This window comes from Kitasatospora brasiliensis (assembly GCF_032654805.1).
Lineage (GTDB): Bacteria > Actinomycetota > Actinomycetes > Streptomycetales > Streptomycetaceae > Kitasatospora > Kitasatospora brasiliensis.
Genome location: NZ_JAUOOW010000006.1, coordinates 646,853 through 672,103, shown reverse-complemented (window position 1 = coordinate 672,103; position 25,251 = coordinate 646,853). Strand labels below are relative to the sequence as shown.

Here is a 25,251-nt window from a genome sequence, read left to right as displayed (position 1 = left end):
GCACGAACCGGCCGATCGGCCGGCGTCAGTTACGGCTGCCGCATATGCCGCGTGGATGCTCCCGGGAGGTGTCACGAAGAGCAATGCAACAGTTCACCTGCGTGTCCGTCAAGCAGAAGCCGAAGTGCGCCGGTTCGCGCCGCGACGGCCGCGTGCTTCGATCCAGCGTGCGAGCGCGGTCAACACCAGGCACATCGCGATGTAGATCGGACCGATCACCAGCACCACGGGGATGTAGGGGAAGCCCGCGGCGTTGATCGGCTGGCTGGCGATCGCCTTGCCGATGAACAGCAGCTCGTGGAAGGTGATGATGAAGCCGAGCGAGGTGTCCTTGAGGGTGACGACCAGCTGGCCGATCATCGTGGGCAGCATCGAGCGGACGGCCTGCGGCACCAGGATCGACATCAGCACCTGGGTCTTGCGCATGCCCAGGCCGTACGCCGCCTCGGCCTGGCCGCGGGGGACGGCGTTGACGCCGCTGCGGATGATCTCGGCCTGGACCGCCCCGTTGTAGAGGGTGAGGCCGAGCACCAGCGCCCACATCGGCTGCTGGGCGAAGAAGGCGTAGTAGAGGCCGACGATCAGGATCAGCAGCGGCATCGCCCGGAAGAACTGGGTGAAGGCGGTGCAGAACCAGCGGACCGGCCGGTGGTCGGAGAGCTGGCCGGACGCCAGCAGGGCGCCCAGGGTGAGCGAGAACAGGGCGGCCAGCCCGAAGGCCTCCAGGGTGGACAGCAGGCCGTCGATGATCTGCTGCTGGACGAAGGTGTACTGGAAGGCGTCCCAGAGGCCGGGGTCGAACTGCCCGTTGTCGTTCAGGGCGCTGAAGGTGTACCAGAGGAGGCCGGCGATCGCGAGCACCGCGAGGACGCCGAAGGCGCGGTACCGGGCGCGGGCCTTGGGGCCGGGGGCGTCGTAGAGGACGCTCGCCGAAGCCTGACGGTTCAACACGCTCATGCGCCCACCTCGCTGCGCTCGGCGGGGGCGTGCGCCCACGCGCGCCGCTTGATTGTTCGCTCGCTGCGCTCGCTCATCGGGCCACCGCCAGTCGGGATTCCAGGAAGCGGAAGAACGTGGCGATCGTCGCGCTGATCAGCAGGTAGGCGCAGGCCACCCAGAAGAAGATGGCGAAGATCGAGTAGCCGCGCTCGGAGAAGGTCTGCTGGGCGCTGTAGAGCTCGGTGACGCTGAACGCGCCGGCGATCGCCGAGTTCCTCGGCAGCGCGATGAACACGCTGCTCATCGGGCCCAGGACGGTCCGGCCGGCCTGCGGCAGGACGACCAGGGTGAGGGTCTGGCCGAAGGTCATGCCGAGGCTGCGGGCGGCCTCCGCCTGGCCGAGCGGCACGGTGTTGATGCCGGAGCGGATCACCTCGCAGACGAACGAGGCGGTGTACCCGCCGAGCGCCAGCACCGCGAACACCAGGTGGCTGAAGTGCACGCCCAGCGGCGGCAGTCCGAAGGTGACGGCGAAGAACAGCAGGGTCAGCGGGGTGTTGCGGAACAGCGTCACCCAGCCGGTGCCGAAGGCGCGCAGCACCGGCACCGGGGAGACCCGGAAGGCCGCCAGCAGGGTGCCCAGCAGCAGGGCGAGCAGAGCGCTGAGCGCGCTCACCTCGATCGTCTGTAGGAAGCCGTCGCGGAACAACGCGAAGTTGTCGTCCTCGAACAGGAACCCCATCCGGCGGCCCTCCTCTCAAGTCATGGTCGGGAAAACGGCGTACGGCGGATCGGCGTACGGCGGATCGACGTACGGATCAGTAGCGGTCGAGGGCCGGGACGTCCGGGGCCGGGGAGCCGGAGGCGCCCAGGGTCGCGTCGTAGGCCTTCTTCCAGTCGCCGTTGTCCTCGTGGGCCTTGAGGGCGTCGCTGATCGCGTCCCGCAGCGCCTTGTCGTCCTTGTTGAGGCCGACGCCGTAGTTCTCCTTGGTGAACGGCTTGCCGACCACCTTGAGCTTGGGGGCGTACTTGGAGGCGTAGCCCTTGAGGATCGCGTCGTCGGTGGTGACCGCGTCGACCTCGCCGGACATCAGCTTCTCGACGCAGGCCGAGTAGGTGTCGAACTGCGTGATCTTCGGGTTGTACTGCTGGATGTTCTTGATCGAGGTCGAGCCGGTGGCGGTGCAGATGTTCTTGCCGCCGGTGCTCTCCGCGCCGGTGATCGAGGTGTTGTCGGCCTTCACCAGCAGGTCCTGGCCGGCGATGTAGTACGGGCCGGCGAAGGAGACGGACTTCTTGCGCTCGTCGTTGATGCTGTAGGTGCCGACGTAGAAGTCGATCTGGCCCTTGGAGATGGCCGGCTCGCGCTGCGAGGAGACCAGGGTCTGCCACTTGATCTGCTGCGGGGAGAAGCCGAGGTCGGCGGCGATCATCTTGGCGATCTCGATGTCGAAGCCGCTGCGGTCGCCGCTGGCGACGTCCTCCCAGCCGAGGTTCGGCTGGTCGGCCTTGGCGCCGATGATCAGCTGGCCGCGCTTCTTGGCCTCGGCGAGGACCGCGGAGTCGATCTTGACGTCGGTCTTGACGGTGTAGCTCGGCAGCGCCGGGGCGGCGGCGCCGCCGCTGCTGGCGGCGGTGGCTCCGGGCTTGCCGTCCTTGCCACAGGCGGCGGTGGCGGTGAGCGCGAGGGCGCAGAGCGCGACGGCGAGGGTGCGGGAAGTCCTCATGAGGGCTGTTCTCCTGGGGGTGGGCTCGGCGTCAACCGGGCTCTGGAGGCTGGAGGAAATGCACGGGAAGGGGCCGGCCGGCGCCGTTGTCGGCGGCGGCCCCGCTGGTCTCGAAGCGTCAGTGGTGGAGGATCTTCGAGAGGAAGTCCTTGGCGCGGTCGGAGCGCGGCGCGGTGAAGAAGGCGTCCGGGGTGTTCTGCTCGACGATCTTGCCGTCGGCCATGAACAGCACGCGGTTGGCGGCGGAGCGGGCGAAGCCCATCTCATGGGTGACCACGACCATCGTCATGCCGTCCGCGGCCAGCTGGCGCATGACCTCCAGCACCTCGTTGACCATCTCCGGGTCCAGCGCCGAGGTGGGCTCGTCGAAGAGCATCACCTTGGGCTTCATCGCCAGCGCCCGGGCGATCGCCACGCGCTGCTGCTGGCCGCCGGAGAGCTGGGCCGGGTACTTGTCCGCCTGCGCGCCGACGCCGACCCGCTCCAGCAGTCCCCGGGCGGTCTTCTCGGCCTCCGGGCGGGGCACCTTGCGCACCTTCACCTGGCCGATGACCACGTTCTCCAGCACGGTCTTGTGCGCGAACAGGTTGAAACTCTGGAACACCATGCCGACCTCGGCGCGCAGCCGGGCCAGCTCCTTGCCCTCGGCGGGCAGCGGCCGGCCGTCGATGGTGATCGTGCCGGAGTCGATCGTCTCCAGCCGGTTGATCGTCCGGCAGAGCGTCGACTTGCCCGAGCCGGACGGGCCGATCAACACGACCACCTCGCCCTGGGCGATCGAAAGATCGATGTCCTGCAACACGTGCAGCGCGCCGTAGTGCTTGTTGACGTTGCTCAGCACGACCAGCGGGGCGGCTGCGGGGGTGGAGTCCTCGACGGGGCTCTCGGTCATCGCGCCTGCTCCCTCTGTCGTCGAATAGTGCCTGCCTCGGAAGTCCCAACTCCCTTGGGAGGCAACGATGCTGCGAAATCCGGGGGCCGCGGCCGGCGGAGCCGCAGCCCCCGGTGGGCCGACCATAGGAGCCGTGAAGGTTCGCCGTCAGCCGATCTGAGCGGAACTTGAGGATCACGAAACGGCCACACGGTGCAAAGCGCCGTTCACTCGGGCGCCGACGGGGCATGTCACAGCGGGATACCGCTCCGGTGCTCCCCGTCCCCCACGGGCCCGGTACGCGGTCGAACCTGGCGCCGGGCCGTTCGCTGGCCCATACTGCGCAGGACCGGCACCCGGCCCATCGGCCGGGTGACCACCGGTGATCACGTGGGGGGAGGGAGGAGAACGGGATGCGACTGCTGCTCGTCGAGGACGACGAACGCGTGGCCGCCGCGCTGGTCGCGGTGCTGGGCCGGCACGGCTTCCAGGTCCGGCACGCCCGCAGCGGGCACGAGGCGTTGGACGCCCTCGTACCGGACGGCAACGAGCCGTACCGCGTGGTGCTGCTCGACCTCGGGCTGCCCGACCGCGACGGCTTCGAGGTGTGCAGCCGGATCAGGGCGGGCAGCGGCGTGCCGGTGATCATGGTCACCGCCCGCGCCGACGTCCGCTCCCGGATCCACGGCCTCAACCTGGGCGCCGACGACTACGTCACCAAGCCGTACGACATGGGCGAACTGCTCGCCCGCATCCACGCCGTGGCCCGCCGCGGCGCCGCCCCCTCCTCGGTGCCGGCGCCCGCGCCGGACACGGTGCCGCAGCAGCGCGGCCCGCTGGAGTCCCGCGGCATCCGGATCGACCGGGAGCGCCGCCGGGTCAGCGTGGACGGCCGCGACGTGCCGCTCACCCGCAAGGAGTTCGACCTGCTCGCGCTGCTCTCGCAGAGCCCCGGCGTGGTCTACCGGCGCGAGCAGATCTTCAGCGAGGTCTGGCGCAGCGGCTGGGAGGGCAACGGGCGCACCCTGGAGGTGCACATCGGCTCGCTGCGCAACAAGCTGGCACTGCCCGGCCTGGTCGAGGCCGTGCGCGGCGTCGGCTACCGGCTGATCCCCGACGGCCCGTCCGCGCCCGCGGAGCACTGACCGCACGTGCGCACCCGCCTGCTCGGCATCCTGATCGCCCTCATGCTCTGCGTCCTGGCCGCCCTGGGGCTGCCGCTCGCGGCGGCGGTCGCGGCGGCCGAGCAGAGCCGGGTGGTTGTCGACCGGCTCGACGACGCCGCCCGCTTCACCCAGGACCTGCCCACCTCCGGCGCCGGCGACTCGGCGCGCAAGGGCGACCCGGGCCCCGCCCCCGGCGACCTCAGCCGGCAGCACGCGATCAACGCCGAAGTCCGCCGCTACCACGACCTGTACGGCGTGCGGCTGGGCATCTTCCAACGCGACGGCCAGCCGATCGCCGCCGCCCCCGACGACTGGCGGGTGCCCGCCGAGGGCTGGGGCGCCCAGGCCTTCCAGGAGGCGCTGGACGGGCGGCGCAGCCACAACCCGCCGCAGGTCTGGCCGTGGACGCCGGACCGGACGATCACGGTCGCCGCCCCGGTGGTGCGCGACGGCGACGTGGTCGCGGTGGTGCTGAGCGAGTCCCCGACCGGGGCGCTGCGCACCCGGGTGCTGCACCAGTGGCTGGTGATCGGCGCGGGCGAGGCCGCCGCGATGATCGTCGCCGTGCTGCTCGCCGTCCGGCTCACCGAGTGGGTGCTGCGCCCGGTGCGCACCCTGGACCGGGCCACCCACGACATCGCCACCGGGCGGATGGCCGCACGGGTCGCCCCCGGCGGCGGACCGCCCGAGCTCCAGCGGCTGGCCCGCTCGTTCAACGAGATGGCGGACCACGTGGTGCTCGCCATGGACCAGCAGAAGGCCTTCGTCGCGGACGCCTCGCACCAGCTGCGCAATCCGCTGTCGGCCCTGCTGCTACGGGTCGAGGTGCTCGGCCTGGAACTGCCCGAGGGCCACGAGGAGGAGCTCAGCGGCGTACGGGAGGAGGGCGTCCGGCTGGCCCGGGTGCTGGACGACCTGCTCGGACTGGCCACCGCCGAGCACGCCCGCCCCGAACCGGAGCGCACCGACCTCGCCGAGCTGACCCTGGCCCGGGTGGACGCCTGGCGGCCGGTGGCCGAGCAGCGCGGGATCCGGCTGCGCTGGGACGGCCCGGCGCTGGCGGTCGGGATGGCCGACCCGATCGGCTTCGGCTCGGCCCTGGACGCCGTGCTGGACAACGCGCTCAAGTTCAGCCCGGCCGGCAGCGAGGTGCGGCTGCGGGTCGCGGTGCGCCACGACGAGGTCTCGGTGACCGTCAGCGACGCCGGGCCCGGCCTCACCGAGGACGAGCTGTCCCGGGCCGGGGACCGGTTCTGGCGCAGCGCGCGGCACCAGAACGTGGACGGTTCCGGGCTCGGGCTGTCCATCGCCCGCACCCTGCTGGCGGCGGGCGGCGGCTCGCTCGGCTTCGCGCCGGTCCGGCCGACCGGGCTGGCGGTGACGCTGGCGGTGCCGCGGCCGGGGACGTAGCGGCCGGGGAAGTGGCGGCGGGGGAGGGGCCGGGGAAGTGGCGGCAGGGCCCTACGGCTTCACCGAGCGGTAGTAGCGCGCCGCGCCGGTGTGCAGCGGGAGCGGGTCGGTGTAGACGGCGGTGCGCAGGTCGACCAGCTGGGCGGCGTGCACCTGGGCGCCGATCTGGTCCCGGCTGTCGATCACCGCGCGGGTCATACCCTCGACCAGGCCCGGGTCCGCGTCGTCCCGGGTGATCAGCAGGTTGGGCACGGCCACCGTGGCGACGGCGTCCTTGGGCTCGGCGCTCGGGTAGGTGCCCTTGGGCATGGTGGCCGCCCGGTAGGCGTCGGTGCCGCCGCCCTCGGCCCTGTGCAGGGCCTCGGCGAGGTCGCTCAGCGGCACGATCCGGATCGGGACGTGCTCGGAGAGGTCGGTGAGCGCGCTGGTCGGCAGGCCGCCGGACCAGAAGAAGGCGTCCAGCTCGCCCGCGCGCAGCTCGTCCGCGGCGTCGCCGACGCCGGTCGGGACGGGCACGATGTCGTGGTCCGGGTTCAGCCCGGCCGCGGCCAGCAGCCGCTTGGTCACCAGGTTCACCCCGGACTGCGGCAGGCCCACGCCGACCCGCAGGCCCTTGAGGTCGGCGGTGCGGCGCACCGGGGAGGAGGCCGGGACGACCAGTTGCAGGTAGTCGTCGTACAGCCGGGCGATCGCCCGCAGCCGGTCCTTGCCGGCGCCCTGGAAGTCGGCGACCGCGTCGGCGGTGGCGATCGCGAAGGTGTCCTGCCCGTTGAGCACCCGGGAGAGGTTGTCGACCGAGCCCTCGGAGTTGTCCAGGGCCAGCCGCACCCCCGGCATCGTCCGGGAGACGTGGGCCTGGAGCAGCTGCCCGTACCGGTCGTAGACGCCGCGCTGCACCCCGGTGGCGAAGCGGACCTCGCCGCGCGGGTACCCGGGCGAGCGGCCCGCCGACAGCCACCAGCCGCCCAGCCCGGCGACCAGCAGGACCAGGACCAGCACCGTCCGCCACAGCGGGCTGCGGGCCGCGGTGCGGACGGCGGCGCCGAGACGGGACGGGGTGGTGGGGGCCATGAAGGGATAGTGCCAGGCGCTCCGGCCGAACGGGAGTGGCAACGGGGTGGGGAAGCGGCCGGGGAGGTCGGGGATGCCACGGGGAAAACCGCTTCGCGGCTGCCCGTACCCTGGTCTGGTGAGCGGTGAGAGCGGATTGAAGAGCTACAAGGTCGTCACGCACGGCTGTCAGATGAACGTCCACGACTCCGAGCGGCTGTCCGGCCTGCTGGAAGACGCGGGCTACGTCAAGGCCGGGCCGGAGGGCGACCCGGACCTGGTGGTGTTCAACACCTGCGCGGTGCGCGAGAACGCCGACAACAAGCTGTACGGCAACCTCGGCCAGCTCGCGCCGGTCAAGACCCGCCACCAGGGCATGCAGATCGCCGTCGGCGGCTGCCTGGCCCAGAAGGACCGCGAGACCATCGTCAAGCGCGCCCCCTGGGTCGACGTGGTCTTCGGCACCCACAACATCGGCCACCTGCCGGCGCTGCTGGAGCGGGCCGCGGTCGAACGCAAGGCCCAGGTCGAGATCCTGGAGTCGCTGGAGACCTTCCCCTCCACCCTGCCCACCCGCCGCGAGTCCGCGTACGCCGCCTGGGTCGCCATCTCGGTCGGCTGCAACAACACCTGCACCTTCTGCATCGTCCCCGCGCTGCGCGGCAAGGAGGAGGACCGCCGCCCCGGCGACGTCCTCGCCGAGATCGAGGCGCTGGTGGACGAGGGCGTCATCGAGGTGACCCTACTCGGCCAGAACGTCAACGCGTACGGCTCCGACCTGGGCGACCGCGAGGCCTTCTCCAAGCTGCTGCGCGCCGCCGGCCAGATCGAGGGCCTGGAGCGGATCCGCTTCACCTCGCCGCACCCGCGCGACTTCACCGACGACGTGATCGCCGCGATGGCCGAGACCCCGAACGTGATGCACCAGCTGCACATGCCGCTCCAGTCCGGCTCGGACCGGGTGCTCAAGGCGATGCGCCGTTCCTACCGGCAGGAGCGTTTCCTCGGGATCATCCGCAAGGTCCGCGAGGCGATGCCGGACGCGGCCATCTCCACCGACATCATCGTGGGCTTCCCCGGTGAGACCGAGGAGGACTTCGAGGAGACGATGCACGTCGTCCGCGAGGCCCGCTTCACCAACGCCTTCACCTTCCAGTACTCCAAGCGCCCCGGCACCCCGGCGGCCGAGATGGAGGACCAGGTGCCGAAGGAGGTCGTGCAGGCCCGCTACGACCGGCTGATCGCCCTCCAGGAGGAGATCTCCTGGGACGAGAACAAGAAGCAGGTCGGCCGCACCCTGGAGATCCTCGTCGCCGAGGGCGAGGGCAAGAAGGACGACCAGACCCAGCGGCTGTCCGGGCGCGCCCCCGACAACCGCCTGGTCCACTTCACCAAGCCCGAGGAGCCGGTGCGCCCCGGCGACACGGTGACCGTCGAGATCACCTACGCCGCCCCGCACCACCTGCTGGCCGAGGGCCCGACGCTCTCGGTGCGCCGCACCCGGGCCGGCGACGCCTGGGAGAAGCGCCAGGCCAAGCCCGCCGACAAGCCGGCCGGCGTGATGCTCGGCCTGCCGAAGATCGGCGCCCCGGCCGAGCTGCCGCTCGCCGCGCCGGCCGGCGGGGCCTGCTGCGGCGACTGACCCGCACACGTCCGCCGACGGCCCGGCGGGAGCTCCGGAGCTCCCGCCGGGCCGTCTTGGTTAGAGTTCTCCCCATGCTGGTAGCCGCCGCCGTGTGCCCCTGTCCGCCGCTGCTCGTCCCCGAGGTCGCCGCCGGGGCGGCGGCCGAGCTGGACGGGCTGCGCGCCGCCTGTGACGAGGCCCTGGCGGCGCTGGTCGCGGCCGCACCGGAGCTGGTCGTCGTGGTCGGCACCGGGCCGACGGCCGAGGTGTGGACCGAGGGCGGGGCCGGCTCCTTCCACCGCTACGGGGTGCCGCTGGTCGCCAAGCTGCCCGGCGAGCGGGTCGAGGGGCCGGAGCTGGCCCCCTCGCTGACCGTCGGCGCCTGGCTGCTGGAGCGCGCCGGGGTGACCCTGCCGACGCACGCCTGCGCGGTGCCCGCCGACGCCCCCGCCGACCGGATGCTCGGCCTCGGCCAGGGCCTGGCCGGCCTCGCCGACCGGGTCGCCCTGCTGGTGGTCGGCGGTGGCAGCGCCTGCCGCTCGGTGAAGGCGCCCGGCTACCTGGACGAGCGGGCCGAGGGCTTCGACGCCGCGCTGGCCGCCGCCCTGGGCACGGCCGACCTGCCCGCGCTGGCCGCCCTGGACCCGGCGCTCGCCGCCGAGCTCAAGGCCGACGGGCGGGCTCCCTGGCAGGTGCTGGCCGGCGCCGCCGAGGGCGCCGGCCTCACCGGGCGGCTGGGCTACCAGGACGCGCCGTACGGGGTCGGGTACTTCGTGGCGTCCTGGTCCTAGAAGGGTCCCCGCGGGTCAGGCCTGCGGGTCAGGCCTGCGGGTCAGGCCTGCGGGCCCTGGCCCTCCGGGCCCTCGTCCTCCGGCTTCGGCTTGTGGGCGAAGTCGCCGACCGCGCCCTTGGCCTTGCCGGTGCCCTGCTCGATCTTGTCGCTGTACTTGCCCTTGGTCGCCTTGTCGATCGCGCCGCCGGCCTTGTCCACGGCCTTCTCGATCTGGTCGCTGTGCTTGCCGGCGAACTCGCTGGCCTTGTCCTTGAGCTCCTCGGCCTTGCCCTTGAGGTTGTCCATCAGACCCATGGCGGTCTCACCCTTCCCTGTCGTCCGTCCATCCCCGTCTCCTGCACAACGTCCCTGGCCGGCAAAGCGTTCGCAAACCGGGCTCAACTGGGGAAACAGCCGGAAACGGTCCCGGAGACAGTCATATCGTCGCGCAGACCGGGGCGAGTGGCAGCCCGGTCTCCGGTGCCGTGAGGGTTTTGCGAGACTGGAGCGGTGAGCAGCTCCCGTACCCCGCGTGTCATCTCGATCGTCGGCGCGACCGCCGCCGGCAAGTCCGACCTGGCCGTCGCCATCGCCCGCCGCCTCGACGGCGAGGTGATCAACACCGACTCGATGCAGCTGTACCGGGGCATGGACATCGGCACCGCCAAGCTCACCATGGCCGAGCGCGGCGGAGTGCCGCACCACCTGCTGGACATCTGGGACGTCACCGAGGCCGCCAGCGTCGCCGAGTACCAGCGGCTGGCCCGGGCCGAGATCGACCGGCTGCTCGCCGCCGGGCGCACCCCCGTCCTGGTCGGCGGCTCCGGGCTGTACGTCCGGGCGGCGATCGACGAGATGGAGTTCCCGGGCACCGACCCGGCGGTGCGGGCCCGACTGGAGGCCGAACTGGAGCAGGCCGGCTCGTACGCGCTGCACCGGCGGCTGGCCGAGCTGGACCCGGCGGCCGCCGAGGCGATCCTGACCGGCAACGGGCGGCGGATCGTCCGCGCCCTGGAGGTCATCGAGATCACCGGGCAGCCGTTCACCGCCAACCTGCCGAGCAACACCGCCGTGTACGACGCGGTGCAGATCGGCGTCGCGGTGCCGCGCCCCGAGCTGGACGAGCGGATCACCCTGCGGGTCGACCGGATGTGGGAGGCCGGACTGCTGGACGAGGTGCGGGCGCTGGAGGAGGTCGGGCTGCGGGAGGGCCGCACGGCCTCCCGGGCGCTCGGCTACCAGCAGGTGCTCGACCACTTCGCCGGCGAGTGCACCGAGGACGAGGCCCGGGCCGAGACGGTCCGCGCGACCAAGCGCTTCGCCCGCCGCCAGGAGTCCTGGTTCCGCCGCGACGACCGGATCGAGTGGCTCTCCCGACCGGCCGGCACCGACCCCGTCGAGCTGCTGGAGCGGTCCCTGGAACTGATCGGGCGTCAGGGAGTTCCGGCCGCGTAGCAAGGGTTTTTGGCCAATCGGGCGGTGCACCTGCGCGCGCAGGTGGTCGTGCAGGACCAACCGGCGGTCACGGCCCGATCACGTGATGGCCACGGATCACCCGTCGACCCCGGTCAGGCCCGGAACGCCCCTCTGGACATGCCATCATCGATGCCGTAGGGGTCGGCCGGACGGGCCGGCCGTGCCCGGCCGCGAGTCCGCTCGTGTCGAACTGTCAGGGGAGGCCGCGTGTCGACGGGTACCGGCCCCGAGCCCGGTCAGAGCGGAAGCGTCACCGCCCCGGCCGAGGAGTTCGACGAGTCGACGATGGGCGACCTCCCGGTGCTGACCGGGCTGGCCGCGCCGACCTCGTACGCGGCCGCGGTGCCCGCCCTGGACACCCGCACCCCGCCCGACGCCCCGGTGCACGAGCGGGAGATCCGCCCGCTGCGCCGACTGCGCTGGTGGCAGACGCTGCCGATCGCGCTGGTGGGCACCCTCGGCTCGCTGATGTTCGCCTTCCCGCTCGCCTTCGGCTCGGCCGGGGCGCGCGCCACCATGGTCGGGATGCTCGGGCTGCTGCTCACCGCCGCCTCGATGGGCTGGGGCGCGATGGCCGCCCGGCACGCCGGCTACAAGTGGCCCGGGCTGCCCCGCCGGGGCTCCGGGCAGCGGGCCGGTTGGAAGGCGATCGTGGTCTACACCCTGATCGCGGTGGTGGCCTGCGGGCTCGCGGTCTGGCGGGTCGCCTACCTGCGCTGAGGCCGGCGGGGGCCCCGCCCCTTCGGCTCGGAGGCGGGCGGCGAACCCCCGCCCCTTCCGCCCGGAGGCGAGTGGGCGAACATCAGTAACATCGGAGGGGTGAACGCTTCCTCTTCCCCGCAGGGCGGCATCCCCTTCTTCAAGGGGCACGGCACCCAGAACGACTTCGTCATCGTCCCGGACCCGGACGGCGCGCTGGAGATCGGTCCCGAGACCGTCGCCGCGCTGTGCGACCGGCGGGCCGGCATCGGCGGGGACGGGCTGCTGCGCGTGGTGCGGGCCGCCGCCGACCCGGCCGCCGCGGGGATGGCCGACCGGGCCGAGTGGTTCATGGACTACCGCAACTCGGACGGCAGCATCGCCGAGATGTGCGGCAACGGCCTGCGGGTCTTCGCCCGCTTCCTGGTCGAGGCCGGCCTGGCCAAGCCCGGTGAGCTGGCCGTCGCCACCCGCTCCGGGGTGCTCACCGCGAAGGTCGCCGAGGCCGCCGAGGACGGCACGCCCGGCGACGTCACCATCGACATGGGCCGGGCCCGGCTGCCCGGACCGGACGGCATCGAGGTCGCGGTCGGCGAGCGGCACTGGCCCGCCCTGAACGTCAACATGGGCAACCCGCACGCGGTGGCCTTCGTGGAGAGCCTGGAGCACGCCGGGGACCTGTTCACCGCGCCGCTCACCACCCCTGCGGGTGCCTACCCGGAGGGCGTCAACGTCGAGTTCGTGGTGGACCGCGGGCCGCGGCACGTCGCGATGCGGGTGCACGAGCGCGGCTCGGGCGAGACCCGCTCCTGCGGCACCGGCGCCTGCGCCGTCGCGGTGGCGGCCATCCGCCGGGACGGCGCCGACCCGGCCGTCACCGGCGAGGCGGTCGCGTACACCGTCGACGTGCTGGGCGGCCGACTGGTCATCACCGAGCACCCGGACGGCCGGGTCGAGATGACCGGGCCGGCGGTGATCGTGGCCGAGGGGCGGTTGGACGGCCGCTGGTGGGAGTCGGTCCGCTAGCCGACGGTCCGCCGGTCGACGGTCCGCCGGCCGCCCTCGGGGGCGGACGGCCCGGTTTGCCCATTTCGTGCGGTGGCGAATCCCCCTGATCGGGTGATGCCGCCCGCGAAGGGGGCGCAAATCGCCGTGGAACGTGGTGTGCTCTATGGCATGGACCAGCGGGTTGATAGTCCCTTGGAGGGGATGCAACAAGCCGGGCAGTCCCTGACGGGGCAGCCGACGACCGTACGGCAGGCCGGGGCCAGGCGGCCCCTCGGGGAACTCGGCCGGGCCGCCCTCGGCCGAGCCGGGCGGGCCGCCCTCCTGGCCACCGGCCGGCCGCCCGTGCCGGACGCCCTGGAGCCGCTCGTCCGGGTCCACCGCCGGCACCACCCGCAGGCGGACCTCGGCCTGCTCGCCCGGGCGTACCGGCTCGCCGAGGCCAGCCACCGCGGCCAGAAGCGCAAGAGCGGCGAGCCGTACATCACCCATCCGCTGGCCGTCACCATGATCCTGGCCCAACTCGGCGCCGGGACAACGACCTTGGTTGCCTCGCTCCTCCACGACACCGTGGAGGACACGGAGTTGACGCTGAGTCAGGTGAGTGAGGGCTTCGGTCCCGAAGTCGCCTACCTGGTCGACGGGGTGACGAAACTGGAGAAGGTCGACTTCGGCGCCGCCGCCGAGGCCGAGACCTTCCGCAAGATGCTGGTCGCCACCGGGGACGACGTCCGGGTGATGGTGATCAAGCTGGCCGACCGGCTGCACAACATGCGCACCATCCGGCACATGAAGCCGGCCAGCCAGGTGCGGATCGCCAAGGTCACCCGGGACGTGCTGATCCCGCTGGCCGAGCGGCTCGGCATCCAGGTGCTCAAGGCGGAGCTGGAGGACATCGTCTTCGCCACCCTGCACCCCGAGGAGCACGCCCGCACCCGCGCCCTGATGGCCGGTCACGAGGCCGAGCCGGACACCCTGCTGGAGCCCTTCGCCCGGCAGCTGGCCCGCCAGCTGGCCGAGACCGGGGTGGCCGCCGAGGTGACCGTACGGCCCCGGCACTGCGTCTCGCTGCACCGGGTGCTGCTCCGGCGGGCCGCAGTGCCCGGGCCGGACGGGCTGCCGCAGGAGCCGAGGCCGGCCGACTACGGGCGGCTGCTGGTGGTGGTCGAGGAGAACGCCGACTGCTACGCCGTGCTCGGCGAGCTGCACACCTGCTGGACGCCGCTGCCCGGGGAGTTCAAGGACTTCGTGGCCGCGCCCAAGTTCAACCTCTACCAGTCGCTGCACACCGCGGTGGCGCTCAGCGGCGGCGCGGTGGTCGAGGTGCTGGTCCGCACCCGGCGGATGCACGAGGTGGCCGAGACCGGGGTGGTCGCGCTCGGCGACCCGTCCCCGGCCGGCCCCGTCCAGGACACCGACGAGCTGGACCGCACCGACCCGGCCCGGCCCGGCTGGCTCAGCCGGCTGCTGGAGTGGCAGCAGGAGACGCCCGACCCGGACGCCTTCTGGTCCGCGCTCACCGCCGACCTGTCCGGGGACCGCGAGATCACCGTGGTGACGGAGGGCGGTGAAACGCTTCAGCTGAGGGCCGGCGCCACCTGCGTGGACGCGGCCTACCTGCTCGGCGAGGAGACCGGCCACCGGTGCATCGGCGCCCGGGTCAACGGGCGGCTCACCGCGCTGTCCACCGTGCTGGAGGACGGCGACCTGATCGCGGTGCTCACCGAGTCCCTCCCGGCCGGCGGCGGACCGCCCTCCGGCCCCGCCCCCGAGTGGCTGGCGCACGCCCGCACCCCCGCCGCCCGGCTGGCCATCGAACGCTGGCTGGCCGACCACCCCGACCGGCAGCCGGCCGTCCGCACCGGCCCGGCCGGCGGCCAGCCCGCCCCGCCCGGACGCCCGGCCGCCGAGCGGCGGATCGCCCCGGTCGCGGTGGCCGGGCGGCCCGGTGCCCCGGTCCGGCTGGCGCGCTGCTGCACCCCGGTGCCGCCGGACGAGCTGGCCGGCTACCCGATCCGCGGCGGCGCGGCGGTCGCGGTGCACCGCGCCGGTTGCCCGGCGGGGGAGCGGATGCGCGCCGACGGGCGGGCCGCGCTGGAGGTCCGCTGGCAGCCGGGGGGCGTCCCGGCGGCCGGGTACCGGGCCACCCTGCGGGCCGAGGCGCTGAACCGGCCGAGGCTGCTCGCCGACCTCACCGCGGCGATCTCCGGCGCGGGCGTCGGCATCGTCTCGGCCGAGGTCGAGCCGCCGCAGGAGTCCCGGGTCCGGCACACCTACACCGTCGAACTGCCCGAGCCGGCCGTGCTGCCGACGCTGATGCGGGCGATGCTCAAGGTCTCCGGGGTGTACGACGTGAGCCGCCCGCAGGCCCCGGAAGGGGCGTAGCGGCGGCGCTCCGGGGGAAATGGGATGACCGGCCCGCGCCGGGCGTGCGACCATCATGGGGAATTCACGGCCGGTCCACGGCGTTCTCCGGGCACAGGAGCCCGGTCGGCAGCCGGGGACCTGAGGGGTAGCTCACCCCCGCCCGGCGGTAACCGGGGCGGCAGCTGGGCAGACTCCCTACGGGACCGCCACCGCGGTCCCCGAAGGCCACCCGTACCAGCGAGCCAAAGGACAGAATGACCTCCACGTTCGACACCCGCGACCACGCCGACGCTCCGCGCCGCCTCGACGGTCTGCGGGCGGAAGCCCTCATGGACGAGGACCTCGCGGCCATCGACGAGGACCTCGGCCACCACTACGACGGCGACCAGTACGACCGCAGCGAGCGCGCCGCCCTGCGCCGGGTCGCCGGCCTCTCCACCGAGCTCGAAGACGTCACCGAGGTCGAGTACCGCCAGCTCCGCCTGGAGCGCGTGGTGCTCGTCGGCGTCTGGACGGACGGCACGCTGGAGGAGGCGGAGAACTCGATGGCCGAGCTCGCCGCACTCGCCGAGACGGCCGGCTCCCAGGTGCTGGACGGCGTCATCCAGCGCCGCGACAAGCCCGACGCGGCCACCTACATCGGCTCCGGCAAGGCGAAGGAGCTGCGCGACATCGTCGCCTCCACCGGCGCCGACACCGTGGTCTGCGACGGTGAGCTCACCCCGGGCCAGCTGATCCACCTGGAGGACGTGGTCAAGGTCAAGGTCGTCGACCGGACGGCCCTGATCCTGGACATCTTCGCCCAGCACGCCAAGTCCCGGGAGGGCAAGGCGCAGGTCTCGCTCGCCCAGATGCAGTACATGCTGCCGCGGCTGCGCGGCTGGGGTCAGTCGCTGTCCCGGCAGATGGGTGGCGGTGGCTCCGGCACCTCGGGCGGCGGCATGGCGACCCGTGGTCCCGGTGAGACCAAGATCGAGACCGACCGGCGACGGATCCGCGAGAAGATGGCGAAGCTCCGCAGGGAGATCGCCGACATGAAGAAGGGCCGCGACACCAAGCGCCAGGAGCGTCGGCGCCACCAGGTGCCGTCGGTGGCCATCGCCGGGTACACCAACGCCGGCAAGTCCTCCCTGCTCAACCGGCTCACCGGCGCGGGCGTGCTGGTGGAGAACGCGCTGTTCGCCACCCTCGACCCGACCGTGCGCCGGGCCGAGACCCCGAGCGGGCGGCTCTACACCCTGGCCGACACCGTCGGCTTCGTCCGGCACCTGCCGCACCACCTGGTCGAGGCCTTCCGCTCGACCATGGAGGAGGTCGCCGACGCCGACCTCATCCTGCACGTGGTGGACGGCTCGCACCCCGAGCCGGAGACGCAGCTGGCCGCCGTCCGCGAGGTCATCGTCTCGGTCGACGCGCAGAACGTGCCGGAGATCGTGGTGATCAACAAGGCGGACGCCGCCGATCCCCACGTGCTCCAGCGCCTGCTGCGCCGCGAGCCGCACGCCATCGTGGTGTCGGCCCGCAGCGGCGCGGGCATCGACGAGCTGCTGACGCTCATCGACGACGAGCTGCCGCGTCCGGCGGTCGAGGTACGGGCCCTGGTGCCCTACACCCAGGGCGCGCTGGTCTCCCGGGTGCACGCCGAGGGAGAGCTGATCTCCGCCGAGCACACCGGCGAGGGCACCCTGCTGCACGCCAAGGTGCAGGCCGAGCTGGCCGCCGAGCTGGAGTACTTCGCGGTGGCCCTCCAGGGCTGAGGCGCCGAAGCGTACGAAGGGGCCCCGGGACGCGTTCCCGGGGCCCCTTCCGTCGTTCCTGCCGTCGTTCCTGCCGGAAGCCCCTACCGGACGTTCTTGGCGAAGTAGTCGAAGGCCTGCTTCGCCTGGTCCTGGAGCGAGGGGCCAGCCTGGTATCCGGCCGGGTTGCGATTGCCGAGCGCGCCGACGCTGATCAGATTGGGCTTGCCGTCCCGGACGACGAACCAGCCGCCGCCGGCGGAGCCCGCCGTCATGGTGCAGCCGAGCACGTACAGCGGCGGGCGGGTCCGGTCGAAGGAGAGCCGCCCCGGCGGCGTCGTGGAGTCGCAGTGTTCGAGCTCCAGGCCGTCGAACGGCCGCTCGGCCGGGTAGCCGTAGGCGGCGACGGCGGTGATCCGATCGCGTGGGGCGTTGAACCAGATCGGGACCGAGCCGCCGACCGCCTCCTCCAGGGACGGGCCGGAGCCGTCCTCGCCGCGCACCCGCAGGATGCCGTAGTCGTACTGGTTGTGGGCGCCGACGCCGCTCTCCTGGAGCCAGGTCGGCGAGACCAGCGCGCGCACCGCCGTCCACCGGCCGTACGGGGCGGCCTGCTGGTCGGGGTACGGCTTGCCGTGGGCGGCCCGACCGTCCCGGTTGAAGCCCGGCACGAAGACCAGGTTCCTCAGCCAGCCGCCGCCCTTGCCGTCGTGCAGGCAGTGCGCGGCGGTGTAGACGAGGTTGCTGCGGCCCGGGTTGGCCGGGTCGGAGACCACCGTCGCGGAGCAGGAGGCGTCGCCCTGCGGGGTGGTCATGAAGAGCCGGCCGACCACCGCGCCGGCCGGGCCGTACGGGTGCGCCAGCGGCTGGGCTGGGACGGCGGCGGGCGGGGCGTCCCGCTCGACGCCGTCCGCGGCGGGGGCGGTCAGTGAGTACTCCGGGGTGGCCCGGGGCTTGGCTGCGTCCATCCGGGCCGCCGACCAGGTGCCGGACGCCGCGTCGCCCGGGAAGCCGCTGTCGGCGACGTAGCGGGCCCAGTCCTCCACCTTCCAGCCGGTCAGGTCGCCCAGGCTGGTGGGCGCGGACGTGGGCAGGGCCGGGGGAGGGGCGGAGGGCCGGGCGGGGCCGTCCGGGCCGCAGCCGGCCGCGCCCAGGGTGAGCGCGGCGAGCAGCGCCCCGCCCGCCCGGAGTACGGCCGCCGCGGCCCGGCTGGTGGTTCTCGGCATGCTGGATCGTCCCCCGTGCTGTGCTGGTGGTTCCGTACCGCTCCCGTGGCGGCCGCTACTTCTTGGAGATCCAGTCCAGCGCCTGCCGGGCGACCGTCTCCAGGTACGGGCCGCTCAGCGAGGTGTGCTCCTGGGTGCCGATCGAGGTGTTGCTGACCAGGGCCGTCCGCCCGTCCGGCATGGTGGCGAACCAGCCGCCGCCGCTGGCGCCCTGGGTCATGTTGCAGCCGATGGTCAGCATGGTCGGGCGCTTGGCGTCGAAGGAGAGCCGGGTGGGCTTTCCGCCGTCGCACTTGTACAGCTCCTGGCCGTCGAACGGCTTGGCGAGCGGGTAGCCGGTGGCCGTGACCTTGAGCTGGTCGCGCGGCGCGTCGAACCAGACCGGGACGGCCGAACCGACCGTCTCCTCCAGGGACTTGCCGGTGTCGTTCTGGTTGTGCACGCGCATGATCGCGAAGTCGTACTGGTTGGCCGCGTCACCGGTGGCGCTGCCCTCGACCATCCACTGCGGCGAGGTGGTGACCTGGTCGGCCCACCAGGTGCCGAGCGGGGCCAGCTCGGACAGCGGGGCCCGCTTGCCGCCGCTGGAGGCGCCCGAGTTGTTGTAGGCGGGCACGAAGACCAGGTCCTTGTAGAAGTTCCCGCCCTTGCCCTCGTGCACGCAGTGGCCGGCCGTCCAGACCAGGTTGCTCTTGCCCGGGTGCTGGGGATCGGCGATCACCGTCGCCGAGCAGTTGCCGCGCCCGCCCTGGGCGGAGAAGAACACCTTGCCGGAGGGCTGCTTGGTGTACGGACGGGGCACCGTCACCGCCTTGACCACCGCGGGCTCGGGGTCGGTCACGCCGTCGTCGGTGGCCGGCTTGGGGGTGGCGGGCGCCGGCTTGGCGGCGGGCGGGGCCGGATCGGCGGGCTTGGAGTCACCCATCTTGTCCGGGTCCCAGAAGTCCTTCACCACCGGGTTGTTGAAGACGTGCTTGGACGCCCACTTGTCCCAGTCCTCGAACTTCCACTTCTTCAGGTCGTCCCAGCTCTTGGGCAGACCCTCCAACAGGCTGGTCGGGATCCCGGACGGGAGGGTGATCCCGCCGATCACGCCGCCCGAGCCCGAGCCGGCGGCCTGGGCGGGCGCCGAGGAGGGCGGCGGCGCGGGGCTGTTCGTGTCGCCCGGCGGGCCGTCCGGCCCGCAAGCGCTCACGGCGAGCAGGGTGCCGGCGGCCAGGGCGGCGGCCAGGGCTGACCGGTGGATCGTTGGCATCTGTGCGTTTCCCCCTGTGTTCGGTCGGTTCGTGGTGCGACGGTCCGCCGCCTTGGAGTCTTCCATCGGGGACGAGGACGGCGGCGCCCGCCCCCCGGGTTCCGGCGCCGCCGGGAGGTCACCGATCCGTGACCCGGGGACGGCCCGTCCGAGGGTGCAGCAGGGCATTCGGCCTCGGAGGCGCACAATCCGAGATCTTCACCCGGACGAGTGAGCGGTCCTTGTGATCACCCATCACGGATAGGTAACCCTTACCTGACGCGACGGTGCGAGTGCCCGCCAACCCCTCCACCACGGTGCGCGTCAGCACCCCCACGCGCCCCAAGGAGCAGCCTTGAGCACCGCCGCCCTCACCGGAGCCCCGCCCGTACCGTCGCCCACCGCGGGGCGGTCCGCCGGACACGACCTGCTGCTGGACCCCGATCCGGCCGTCGCCGCCGAGCAGGCCGGACTGGAGGCCCTGCTGCGCTGCTGGACACGGGAGACCGGAGCCCGCCCCGGGCCGGACAACCGGCTGCGGGTCGCCGTCCTCGGCGGCGCCGCCCGGCTCACCGTCCCGGTCCGCTACTGGTCGCCCGGCGGCTGGCACCGCTTCGGACCGGCCACCCTCTCGGCCGGCGAGGGCACCGCCGACGCCCCGGTCGACACCGTCACCACCGCCGCGCTGCTCGCCGCCGCGGCCGCCGAACGGCCCGACCCCGGACAGGTCGCCGACCTCGCCGCCCGGGTCGCCGACTCGGTCGTGCGCACCGCCGAGATCCTCGCCCACCGCCGCACCGCCGCCGTCCCCGGCGGGCCGGAGCGCTCGCACTTCCTCGCCGCCGAACAGTCCCTGCTGCTCGGCCACCCGCTGCACCCCACCCCGAAGAGCCGCGACGGCCTCGGCCCGGCCCAGAGCGCCGCCTACTCGCCCGAACTCCACGGCTCCTTCCAGCTGCACTGGTTCGCGGTGGACCGGGCGCTGCTCGCGGCCGGCTCCGCCGTCACCGAGAGCGCCGAGCAGCTCGTCGCCGGCCTGTTCGACGGAGGCCCGGCGCTGCCGCCCGGCACCGTCGCCCTGCCGCTGCACCCCTGGCAGGCCCGCGAACTCGCCCACCGCCCGGCCGCCGCCGCCCTGCTCGCCGACGGGCTGCTGCACGACCTCGGCCCGGCCGGCGAGCCCTGGTACCCCACCTCCTCGGTGCGCACCGTCTACCGGCCCGGCACCCCGTGGATGCTCAAGCTCTCGCTCGGCCTGCGGATCACCAACTCCCGCCGGGAGAACCTGCGCAAGGAACTGCACCGCGGCCTGGAGATGCACCGGCTGCTGGAGAACGGGCTGGCCGCCGAGTGGCGGGCCGCCCACCCCGGCTTCGACATCGTCCGCGACCCGGCCTGGATCGGCGTCGACCATCCCGACCTCGGCGACCCGTGCGGCCTGGACACCGTGCTGCGCGCCCAGCCCTTCGCGCCCGCCGAACGCACGCTGTGCGTCGCCGGGTTGGTCGCCGAACAGCCGCTGGGCACCGGGGACACCGTGCCCTCCCGGCTCGGCGACCTGCTGCGGGCGCTGGCCGTCCGCTGCGGCCGCCCGGTGCGGACCGTGGCCGCCGAATGGTTCCTGCGCTACCTGGACGCGGTCGTCCTGCCCATCCTCTGGCTGGACGGCCAAGGCGGCATCGCCCTGGAGGCGCACCAGCAGAACAGCCTCGTCCAGCTGGACGCCGAGGGCTGGCCGTGCGGCGGCCGCTACCGCGACAACCAGGGCTACTACTACCGGGAGAGCGCCGCCGACCGGCTCACCGCCCGGCTGCCCGGACTCGGCGCGGACAGCGACACCTTCCTGCCGGACGACGTGATCGACCACCACTTCGCCTACTACCTCGGCATCAACCACGTGCTCGGCCTGATCGGCGCCTTCGGCTCCCAGCGGCTCGCCGACGAGACCGTCCTGCTGGCCGCGCTGCGCCGCTTCCTGACCGGCCCGCGGGCCACCGCCACCCGCTCGGCGCTGCCCGCGCTGCTGCTGGACGCGCCCACCCTGCCCTGCAAGGCCAACCTGCTGACCAGGATCAACGGCATGGACGAACTGGTCGGCCCGGTCGCCAGCCAGTCGGTGTACGTGGACATCCCCAATCCGGTGGCGGGCGCCTGATGTTCCACGACCTGCCCGGGTGGGGCGCCGTCCCCACCCCGGCCGGCGAGTTCCGGCTCGGCCCGGTCCGGCTGCCCGCCGACCTGGAGCTGGTCGCCGGGTGGATGAACGACCCCGAGGTCGACGCCTTCTGGGCGCTCGCCGGCCCGCCGGAGGTCACCGAACGGCACGTCCGGGCCCAACTGGACGGCGACGGCCGCAGCACCCCGTGCCTCGGCCTGCTCGACGGCGAGCCGATGAGCTACTGGGAGGTCTACCGGGCCGACCTCGACCCGCTCGCCGCGTACTACCCGGCCCGGCCGCACGACACCGGCGTGCACCTGCTGCTCGGCCCCGCCGCCAGCCGCGGCCGGGGCCTCGGAGCCCTGCTGCTGGCCGCGCTCGCAGAATTGATTCTCCGCCGGAATCCGTGCTGCGAACGGGTGGTGGCCGAGCCGGACGTCCGCAACCTGCGGTCCGTCCGGGCCTTCGAACGGGCCGGCTTCCGGGCCGCCGCCGAACTCGACCTGCCCGACAAGCGCGCCGCCCTGATGGTCCGCGACCGAGCCCCGGGGCCTGTCGTGCGACAGCCCCAACTCCCCGCCTAGGAAACCCCTGTGGACACCTCGACACCCCCCGCGTACGACCTGCTCGGCGTCGGCATCGGCCCGTTCAACCTCTCGCTCGCCGCACTCGCCGAACCGGTGCCCGGCCTGCGCACGCTCTTCTGCGACCAGCGCCCCGAGTTCCGCTGGCACCCCGGGATGCTGGTGGACGGGGCCCGGATGCAGGTGCCCTTCCTCGCCGACCTGGTCTCCCTGGTCGACCCGACCAACCCCTGGTCCTTCCTCAACTACCTGCGCGCGCAGGACCGGCTGTTCCCGTTCTACTTCGCCGAGCGCTTCCAACTGCCCCGCCGCGAGTACGACCACTACTGCCGTTGGGCCGCCGAACGCCTGCCCAACTGCCGCTTCGGCACCGAGGTCACCGCCCTCCACTGGGACGCGCCCTGGTACCGGGCCGAGCTGACCGACACCGTGACCGGGCGGCGCTCCACCGTACGGGCCCGCAACCTCGCCCTCGGCGTCGGCACCCGGCCGGTGCTGCCCGAGGCCTTCACCGCGCCGGCCGGCCACCCTCGGGCCTTCCACTCCGCCGAGTACCTGGACCGCCGCGCCGACCTGGCCGGCGCCCGGGACATCACCGTGATCGGCAGCGGGCAGTCCGGCGCCGAGGTCTTCCTCGACCTGCTGCGGCGCCACGAGAGCGACCGGGTCCGGCTGCGCTGGCTCACCCGCAGCAGGGCACTCGCCCCCATGGAGTACTCCAAGCTCGGCCTGGAGCACTTCACCCCCGACTACACCCGCTACTTCCACGGCCTGCCCGGCCCCGTCCGGGACACCCTGGTCGCCGCCCAGTGGCAGCTGCACAAGGCCGCCAGCGCCGAGACCCTCGCCGAGATCCACGACCACCTGTACGAGCGCACCATCGGCCGCCCGATCGACACCGCCCCGGTCGAGATCAGCCCCGGCACCACCGTCACCGACGCCCGACCGGGCCCCTGCGGCGGCCTCGAACTGCACTGCCGGCACACCGACTCCGGCGCCGAACACGTGCTGCGCACCGACGCCGTGGTGCTCGCCACCGGCTACCGGGCGGCCCGCCCGGCCGCGCTCGAACCGCTCGCCGAACTGATCGACTGGGACGAGGCCGGGCGCTACCGGGTCGACCTGGACCACCGGGTCGCCACCCGGCCCGAACTCACCGGCGGGCTGTACGTCCAGAACGCCGAACTGCACACCCACGGCGTCGGCACCCCCGACCTCGGGCTCGGCGCCCACCGGGCCGCCGTGATCCTCAACGCCGTCACCGGTCGCACCGTCCACCGGCTGCCCAGCCGCACCGCCTGGACCGGCTTCGCGCCGCCCGTCCCCGCGACCCCGCCACCGACCACCGTCGTCCCCCGCCCCCAGGAGTTGACCCGTGCCGCAACCGTCGGCCGCTGAACCGCCGCTCCACCTGCCCCCGCACCTCACCGCCGGGCACTGGCAGCGGGCCGGCCGCGCCCTGCTGGCCAAGATGCTCGGCGAGTTCGCCTACGAGGAGCTGCTCCGGCCCGTCCCCGGCGACGCGCCCGGGGAGTACCGGCTGGAGCTGCCCGAGGCGGAGTACCGCTTCACCGCGCGGCGCGGCGCCTACGACAGCTGGCAGGTCGACCCTGAGTCCGTCCGCTGCACCCGCCCGGACGGCCTGGACCCGCTGCGCTTCCTCCCGTACGCCCGGCAGACCCTCGGCATGCGCGGCGAGACCACCGGCCACCTGATCCGCGAGCTCTCCGCCACCCTGATCGCCGACGCCCGCCAGCTCGCCACCGCGCTCACCGCCGCCGAACTGGCCGAGCTCGGCCACGCCGAACTGGAGGGCCGGCAGACCGGTCACCCCTGGATCGTCCCCAACAAGGGCCGGATCGGCTTCTCCGGCATCGACGCCGCCCGCTGGGCCCCCGAGGCCCGCAGCCCGCGCCCGCTGCCCTGGATCGCGGTGCACCGCCGGCTGGCCGAGTACCGCGGCGTGCCCGGCCTGGAGCGGCCCGAGCAGCTGTACGCCCGCGAGCTGGACGACGTGGACGCGCTGCGCGCCGCGCTCGGCCCGGACGCCGACGACTACCTGCTGCTGCCCGTCCACCCCTGGCAGTGGGAAGAGACGATTCTGCCGCTGTTCGCGCCCTGGATCGCCTCCGGGGAGATCGTCCCGCTGCCCTCGGACGGGGACCCACGGCTGCCCCAGCAGTCCATCCGCTCCTTCTTCAACACCGCCCACCCCGAGCGCTGCACCGTCAAGCTGCCGCTGTCCATCCTCAACACCCTGGTCTGGCGCGGCCTGCCGGTCGAACGCACGCTGGCCGCGCCCACCGTCACCGCCTGGCTGCTCGGACTGCGCGACGCCGACCCCTACCTGCGCGACGAGTGCCGGGTGATCCTGCTCGGCGAGATCGCCTCCGTCACCGTCGACCACCCGCTCTACCGGGAGCTGCCCGAGGCGCCGTACCAGTACAAGGAACTGCTCGGCGCGATCTGGCGCCAGCCGCTCGGGCCCTACCTGGACGGCGGCGAACGCGCCCGCACCCTGGCCGCGCTGCTCCAGACCGGCTCCGACGGGCGGGCGCTCGTCGCCGAGCTGATCGCCCGCTCCGGCCTCGCCCCCGCCGACTGGACCGCCCGGCTGTTCGCCTCGATGATGCCGCCGCTGCTGCACTTCCTCTACCGCTACGGGCTGGTCTTCTCCCCCCACGGGGAGAACGCGATCGTGGTCTTCGACTCCTCCGACGTGCCGGTCCGCCTCGCGGTCAAGGACTTCGTGGACGACGTCAACCTCAGCGCCCAGAGCCTGCCCGAACTGCACGGACTGCCGATGGAGGTGGCCGAGACGCTGCTGCGGGAGAGCCCCCAGGGGCTCTGCCAGTTCATCCACTCCGGGCTGTTCATCGGTGTCTTCCGCTACCTCGCCCCGCTCCTGGAGGCGCAGACCGGGCTGCCCGAGACGGAGTTCTGGGCCCTGCTGCGCGCCGAGGTGCTCCGCTACCAGGACCGCTTCCCCGAGCTGGGCGAGCGCTTCGAGCTGTTCGACCTGTTCCGCCCCCGGATCGACCGGCTCTGCCTCAACCGCAACCGGCTGCTGCTGGACGGCTACCAGGACCGTCCGCACCGCCCGCACGCCGCCCGGTACGGGACGGTGCCGAACGCGCTGGTCGCCGTGGATGTGCGAATGCCCGCGCAGCGGGACCGGATTGTCACCCCCGCCCCGTAGGCTGGGAA

The 25,251-nt window shown here is 73.4% G+C and carries 21 protein-coding genes; 13 read left to right on the top strand and 8 right to left on the bottom strand.

Annotated elements, in window-relative coordinates; genetic code table 11:
- Positions 1–108: 108 nt before the first annotated feature.
- From QWJ13_RS25775 to QWJ13_RS25760, 4 genes are all read right to left on the bottom strand, one after another.
- Positions 109–957 carry an amino acid ABC transporter permease gene (locus tag QWJ13_RS25775; protein WP_316527348.1) on the bottom strand — a complete coding sequence of 283 codons (849 nt, stop codon included), beginning with the start codon at positions 955–957 and terminating at the stop codon, positions 109–111.
- A 73-nt stretch (positions 958–1,030) separates the two neighbouring features.
- Positions 1,031–1,681, bottom strand: a complete 651-nt coding sequence (locus tag QWJ13_RS25770; protein WP_316527346.1) for an amino acid ABC transporter permease — start codon at positions 1,679–1,681, stop codon at positions 1,031–1,033.
- 76 nt (positions 1,682–1,757) lie between these two features.
- Positions 1,758–2,666 carry a glutamate ABC transporter substrate-binding protein gene (locus QWJ13_RS25765; RefSeq protein WP_316527345.1) on the bottom strand — a complete coding sequence of 303 codons (909 nt, stop codon included), beginning with the start codon at positions 2,664–2,666 and terminating at the stop codon, positions 1,758–1,760.
- 118 nt (positions 2,667–2,784) lie between these two features.
- The gene (locus QWJ13_RS25760; RefSeq protein ID WP_316527343.1) at positions 2,785–3,558 is read right to left on the bottom strand and encodes an amino acid ABC transporter ATP-binding protein; all 774 of its coding nucleotides are present in this window, start codon (positions 3,556–3,558) and stop codon (positions 2,785–2,787) included.
- Between the two features lie 392 nt (positions 3,559–3,950).
- Between QWJ13_RS25760 and QWJ13_RS25755 the strand changes: the two genes are divergently transcribed.
- Positions 3,951–4,682, top strand: coding sequence for a response regulator transcription factor (locus QWJ13_RS25755; protein ID WP_316527341.1), 732 nt, complete (start codon positions 3,951–3,953; stop codon positions 4,680–4,682).
- Between the two features lie 6 nt (positions 4,683–4,688).
- Positions 4,689–6,113 carry a sensor histidine kinase gene (locus QWJ13_RS25750; RefSeq protein WP_316527339.1) on the top strand — a complete coding sequence of 475 codons (1,425 nt, stop codon included), beginning with the start codon at positions 4,689–4,691 and terminating at the stop codon, positions 6,111–6,113.
- A gap of 51 nt (positions 6,114–6,164) precedes the next feature.
- Here QWJ13_RS25750 and QWJ13_RS25745 read toward each other — a convergent pair whose 3' ends face one another.
- The gene (locus tag QWJ13_RS25745) at positions 6,165–7,184 is read right to left on the bottom strand and encodes a TAXI family TRAP transporter solute-binding subunit (protein WP_316527338.1); all 1,020 of its coding nucleotides are present in this window, start codon (positions 7,182–7,184) and stop codon (positions 6,165–6,167) included.
- 118 nt (positions 7,185–7,302) lie between these two features.
- On the opposite strand from QWJ13_RS25745, the gene miaB reads away from it, so the two are divergent.
- Positions 7,303–8,805, top strand: a complete 1,503-nt coding sequence (miaB, locus tag QWJ13_RS25740) for a tRNA (N6-isopentenyl adenosine(37)-C2)-methylthiotransferase MiaB (protein ID WP_316527336.1) — start codon at positions 7,303–7,305, stop codon at positions 8,803–8,805.
- Between the two features lie 74 nt (positions 8,806–8,879).
- Entirely contained in the window at positions 8,880–9,578 is a 699-nt protein-coding gene (locus QWJ13_RS25735; RefSeq protein ID WP_316527335.1) for a class III extradiol ring-cleavage dioxygenase family protein, read from the top strand.
- 41 nt (positions 9,579–9,619) lie between these two features.
- On the opposite strand, the gene QWJ13_RS25730 is transcribed toward QWJ13_RS25735, so the two are convergent.
- A complete protein-coding gene (locus QWJ13_RS25730) occupies positions 9,620–9,874 on the bottom strand; it encodes an antitoxin (protein WP_316527334.1) in 255 nt (84 codons plus the stop codon).
- Positions 9,875–10,069: 195 nt separating this feature from the next.
- Between QWJ13_RS25730 and miaA the strand changes: the two genes are divergently transcribed.
- The 5 genes from miaA (at position 10,070) to hflX (ending at position 16,863) form a co-directional block, all read left to right on the top strand.
- Positions 10,070–11,014 carry a tRNA (adenosine(37)-N6)-dimethylallyltransferase MiaA gene (gene miaA, locus QWJ13_RS25725; RefSeq protein WP_316527333.1) on the top strand — a complete coding sequence of 315 codons (945 nt, stop codon included), beginning with the start codon at positions 10,070–10,072 and terminating at the stop codon, positions 11,012–11,014.
- A 228-nt stretch (positions 11,015–11,242) separates the two neighbouring features.
- Positions 11,243–11,755 (top strand): hypothetical protein, encoded by a 513-nt coding sequence (locus QWJ13_RS25720; RefSeq protein WP_316527332.1) that lies wholly within the window; start codon positions 11,243–11,245, stop codon positions 11,753–11,755.
- A gap of 99 nt (positions 11,756–11,854) precedes the next feature.
- Positions 11,855–12,760, top strand: a complete 906-nt coding sequence (gene dapF, locus QWJ13_RS25715; RefSeq protein WP_316527331.1) for a diaminopimelate epimerase — start codon at positions 11,855–11,857, stop codon at positions 12,758–12,760.
- 183 nt (positions 12,761–12,943) lie between these two features.
- Positions 12,944–15,124 carry a RelA/SpoT family protein gene (locus QWJ13_RS25710; RefSeq protein WP_316527330.1) on the top strand — a complete coding sequence of 727 codons (2,181 nt, stop codon included), beginning with the start codon at positions 12,944–12,946 and terminating at the stop codon, positions 15,122–15,124.
- 236 nt (positions 15,125–15,360) lie between these two features.
- Positions 15,361–16,863, top strand: a complete 1,503-nt coding sequence (gene hflX, locus QWJ13_RS25705; RefSeq protein WP_316527329.1) for a GTPase HflX — start codon at positions 15,361–15,363, stop codon at positions 16,861–16,863.
- Positions 16,864–16,946: 83 nt separating this feature from the next.
- On the opposite strand, the gene QWJ13_RS25700 is transcribed toward hflX, so the two are convergent.
- Entirely contained in the window at positions 16,947–18,068 is a 1,122-nt protein-coding gene (locus QWJ13_RS25700; protein ID WP_316527327.1) for a trypsin-like serine peptidase, read from the bottom strand.
- A 55-nt stretch (positions 18,069–18,123) separates the two neighbouring features.
- Positions 18,124–19,323, bottom strand: a complete 1,200-nt coding sequence (locus tag QWJ13_RS25695) for a trypsin-like serine peptidase (RefSeq protein ID WP_316527326.1) — start codon at positions 19,321–19,323, stop codon at positions 18,124–18,126.
- Between the two features lie 334 nt (positions 19,324–19,657).
- On the opposite strand from QWJ13_RS25695, the gene QWJ13_RS25690 reads away from it, so the two are divergent.
- The 4 genes from QWJ13_RS25690 to QWJ13_RS25675 are packed head-to-tail and all read left to right on the top strand — an operon-like array spanning position 19,658 to position 25,243.
- The gene (locus tag QWJ13_RS25690) at positions 19,658–21,457 is read left to right on the top strand and encodes an IucA/IucC family protein (protein ID WP_316527325.1); all 1,800 of its coding nucleotides are present in this window, start codon (positions 19,658–19,660) and stop codon (positions 21,455–21,457) included.
- Positions 21,349–22,044 carry a GNAT family N-acetyltransferase gene (locus QWJ13_RS25685; RefSeq protein ID WP_432277606.1) on the top strand — a complete coding sequence of 232 codons (696 nt, stop codon included), beginning with the start codon at positions 21,349–21,351 and terminating at the stop codon, positions 22,042–22,044. The genes QWJ13_RS25690 and QWJ13_RS25685 overlap by 109 nt, the downstream gene beginning before the upstream one ends.
- Before the next feature lie 9 nt (positions 22,045–22,053).
- Entirely contained in the window at positions 22,054–23,442 is a 1,389-nt protein-coding gene (locus QWJ13_RS25680; RefSeq protein WP_316527324.1) for a lysine N(6)-hydroxylase/L-ornithine N(5)-oxygenase family protein, read from the top strand.
- Positions 23,420–25,243 carry an IucA/IucC family protein gene (locus QWJ13_RS25675; protein WP_316527322.1) on the top strand — a complete coding sequence of 608 codons (1,824 nt, stop codon included), beginning with the start codon at positions 23,420–23,422 and terminating at the stop codon, positions 25,241–25,243. The genes QWJ13_RS25680 and QWJ13_RS25675 overlap by 23 nt, the downstream gene beginning before the upstream one ends.
- Positions 25,244–25,251 lie beyond the last annotated feature (8 nt).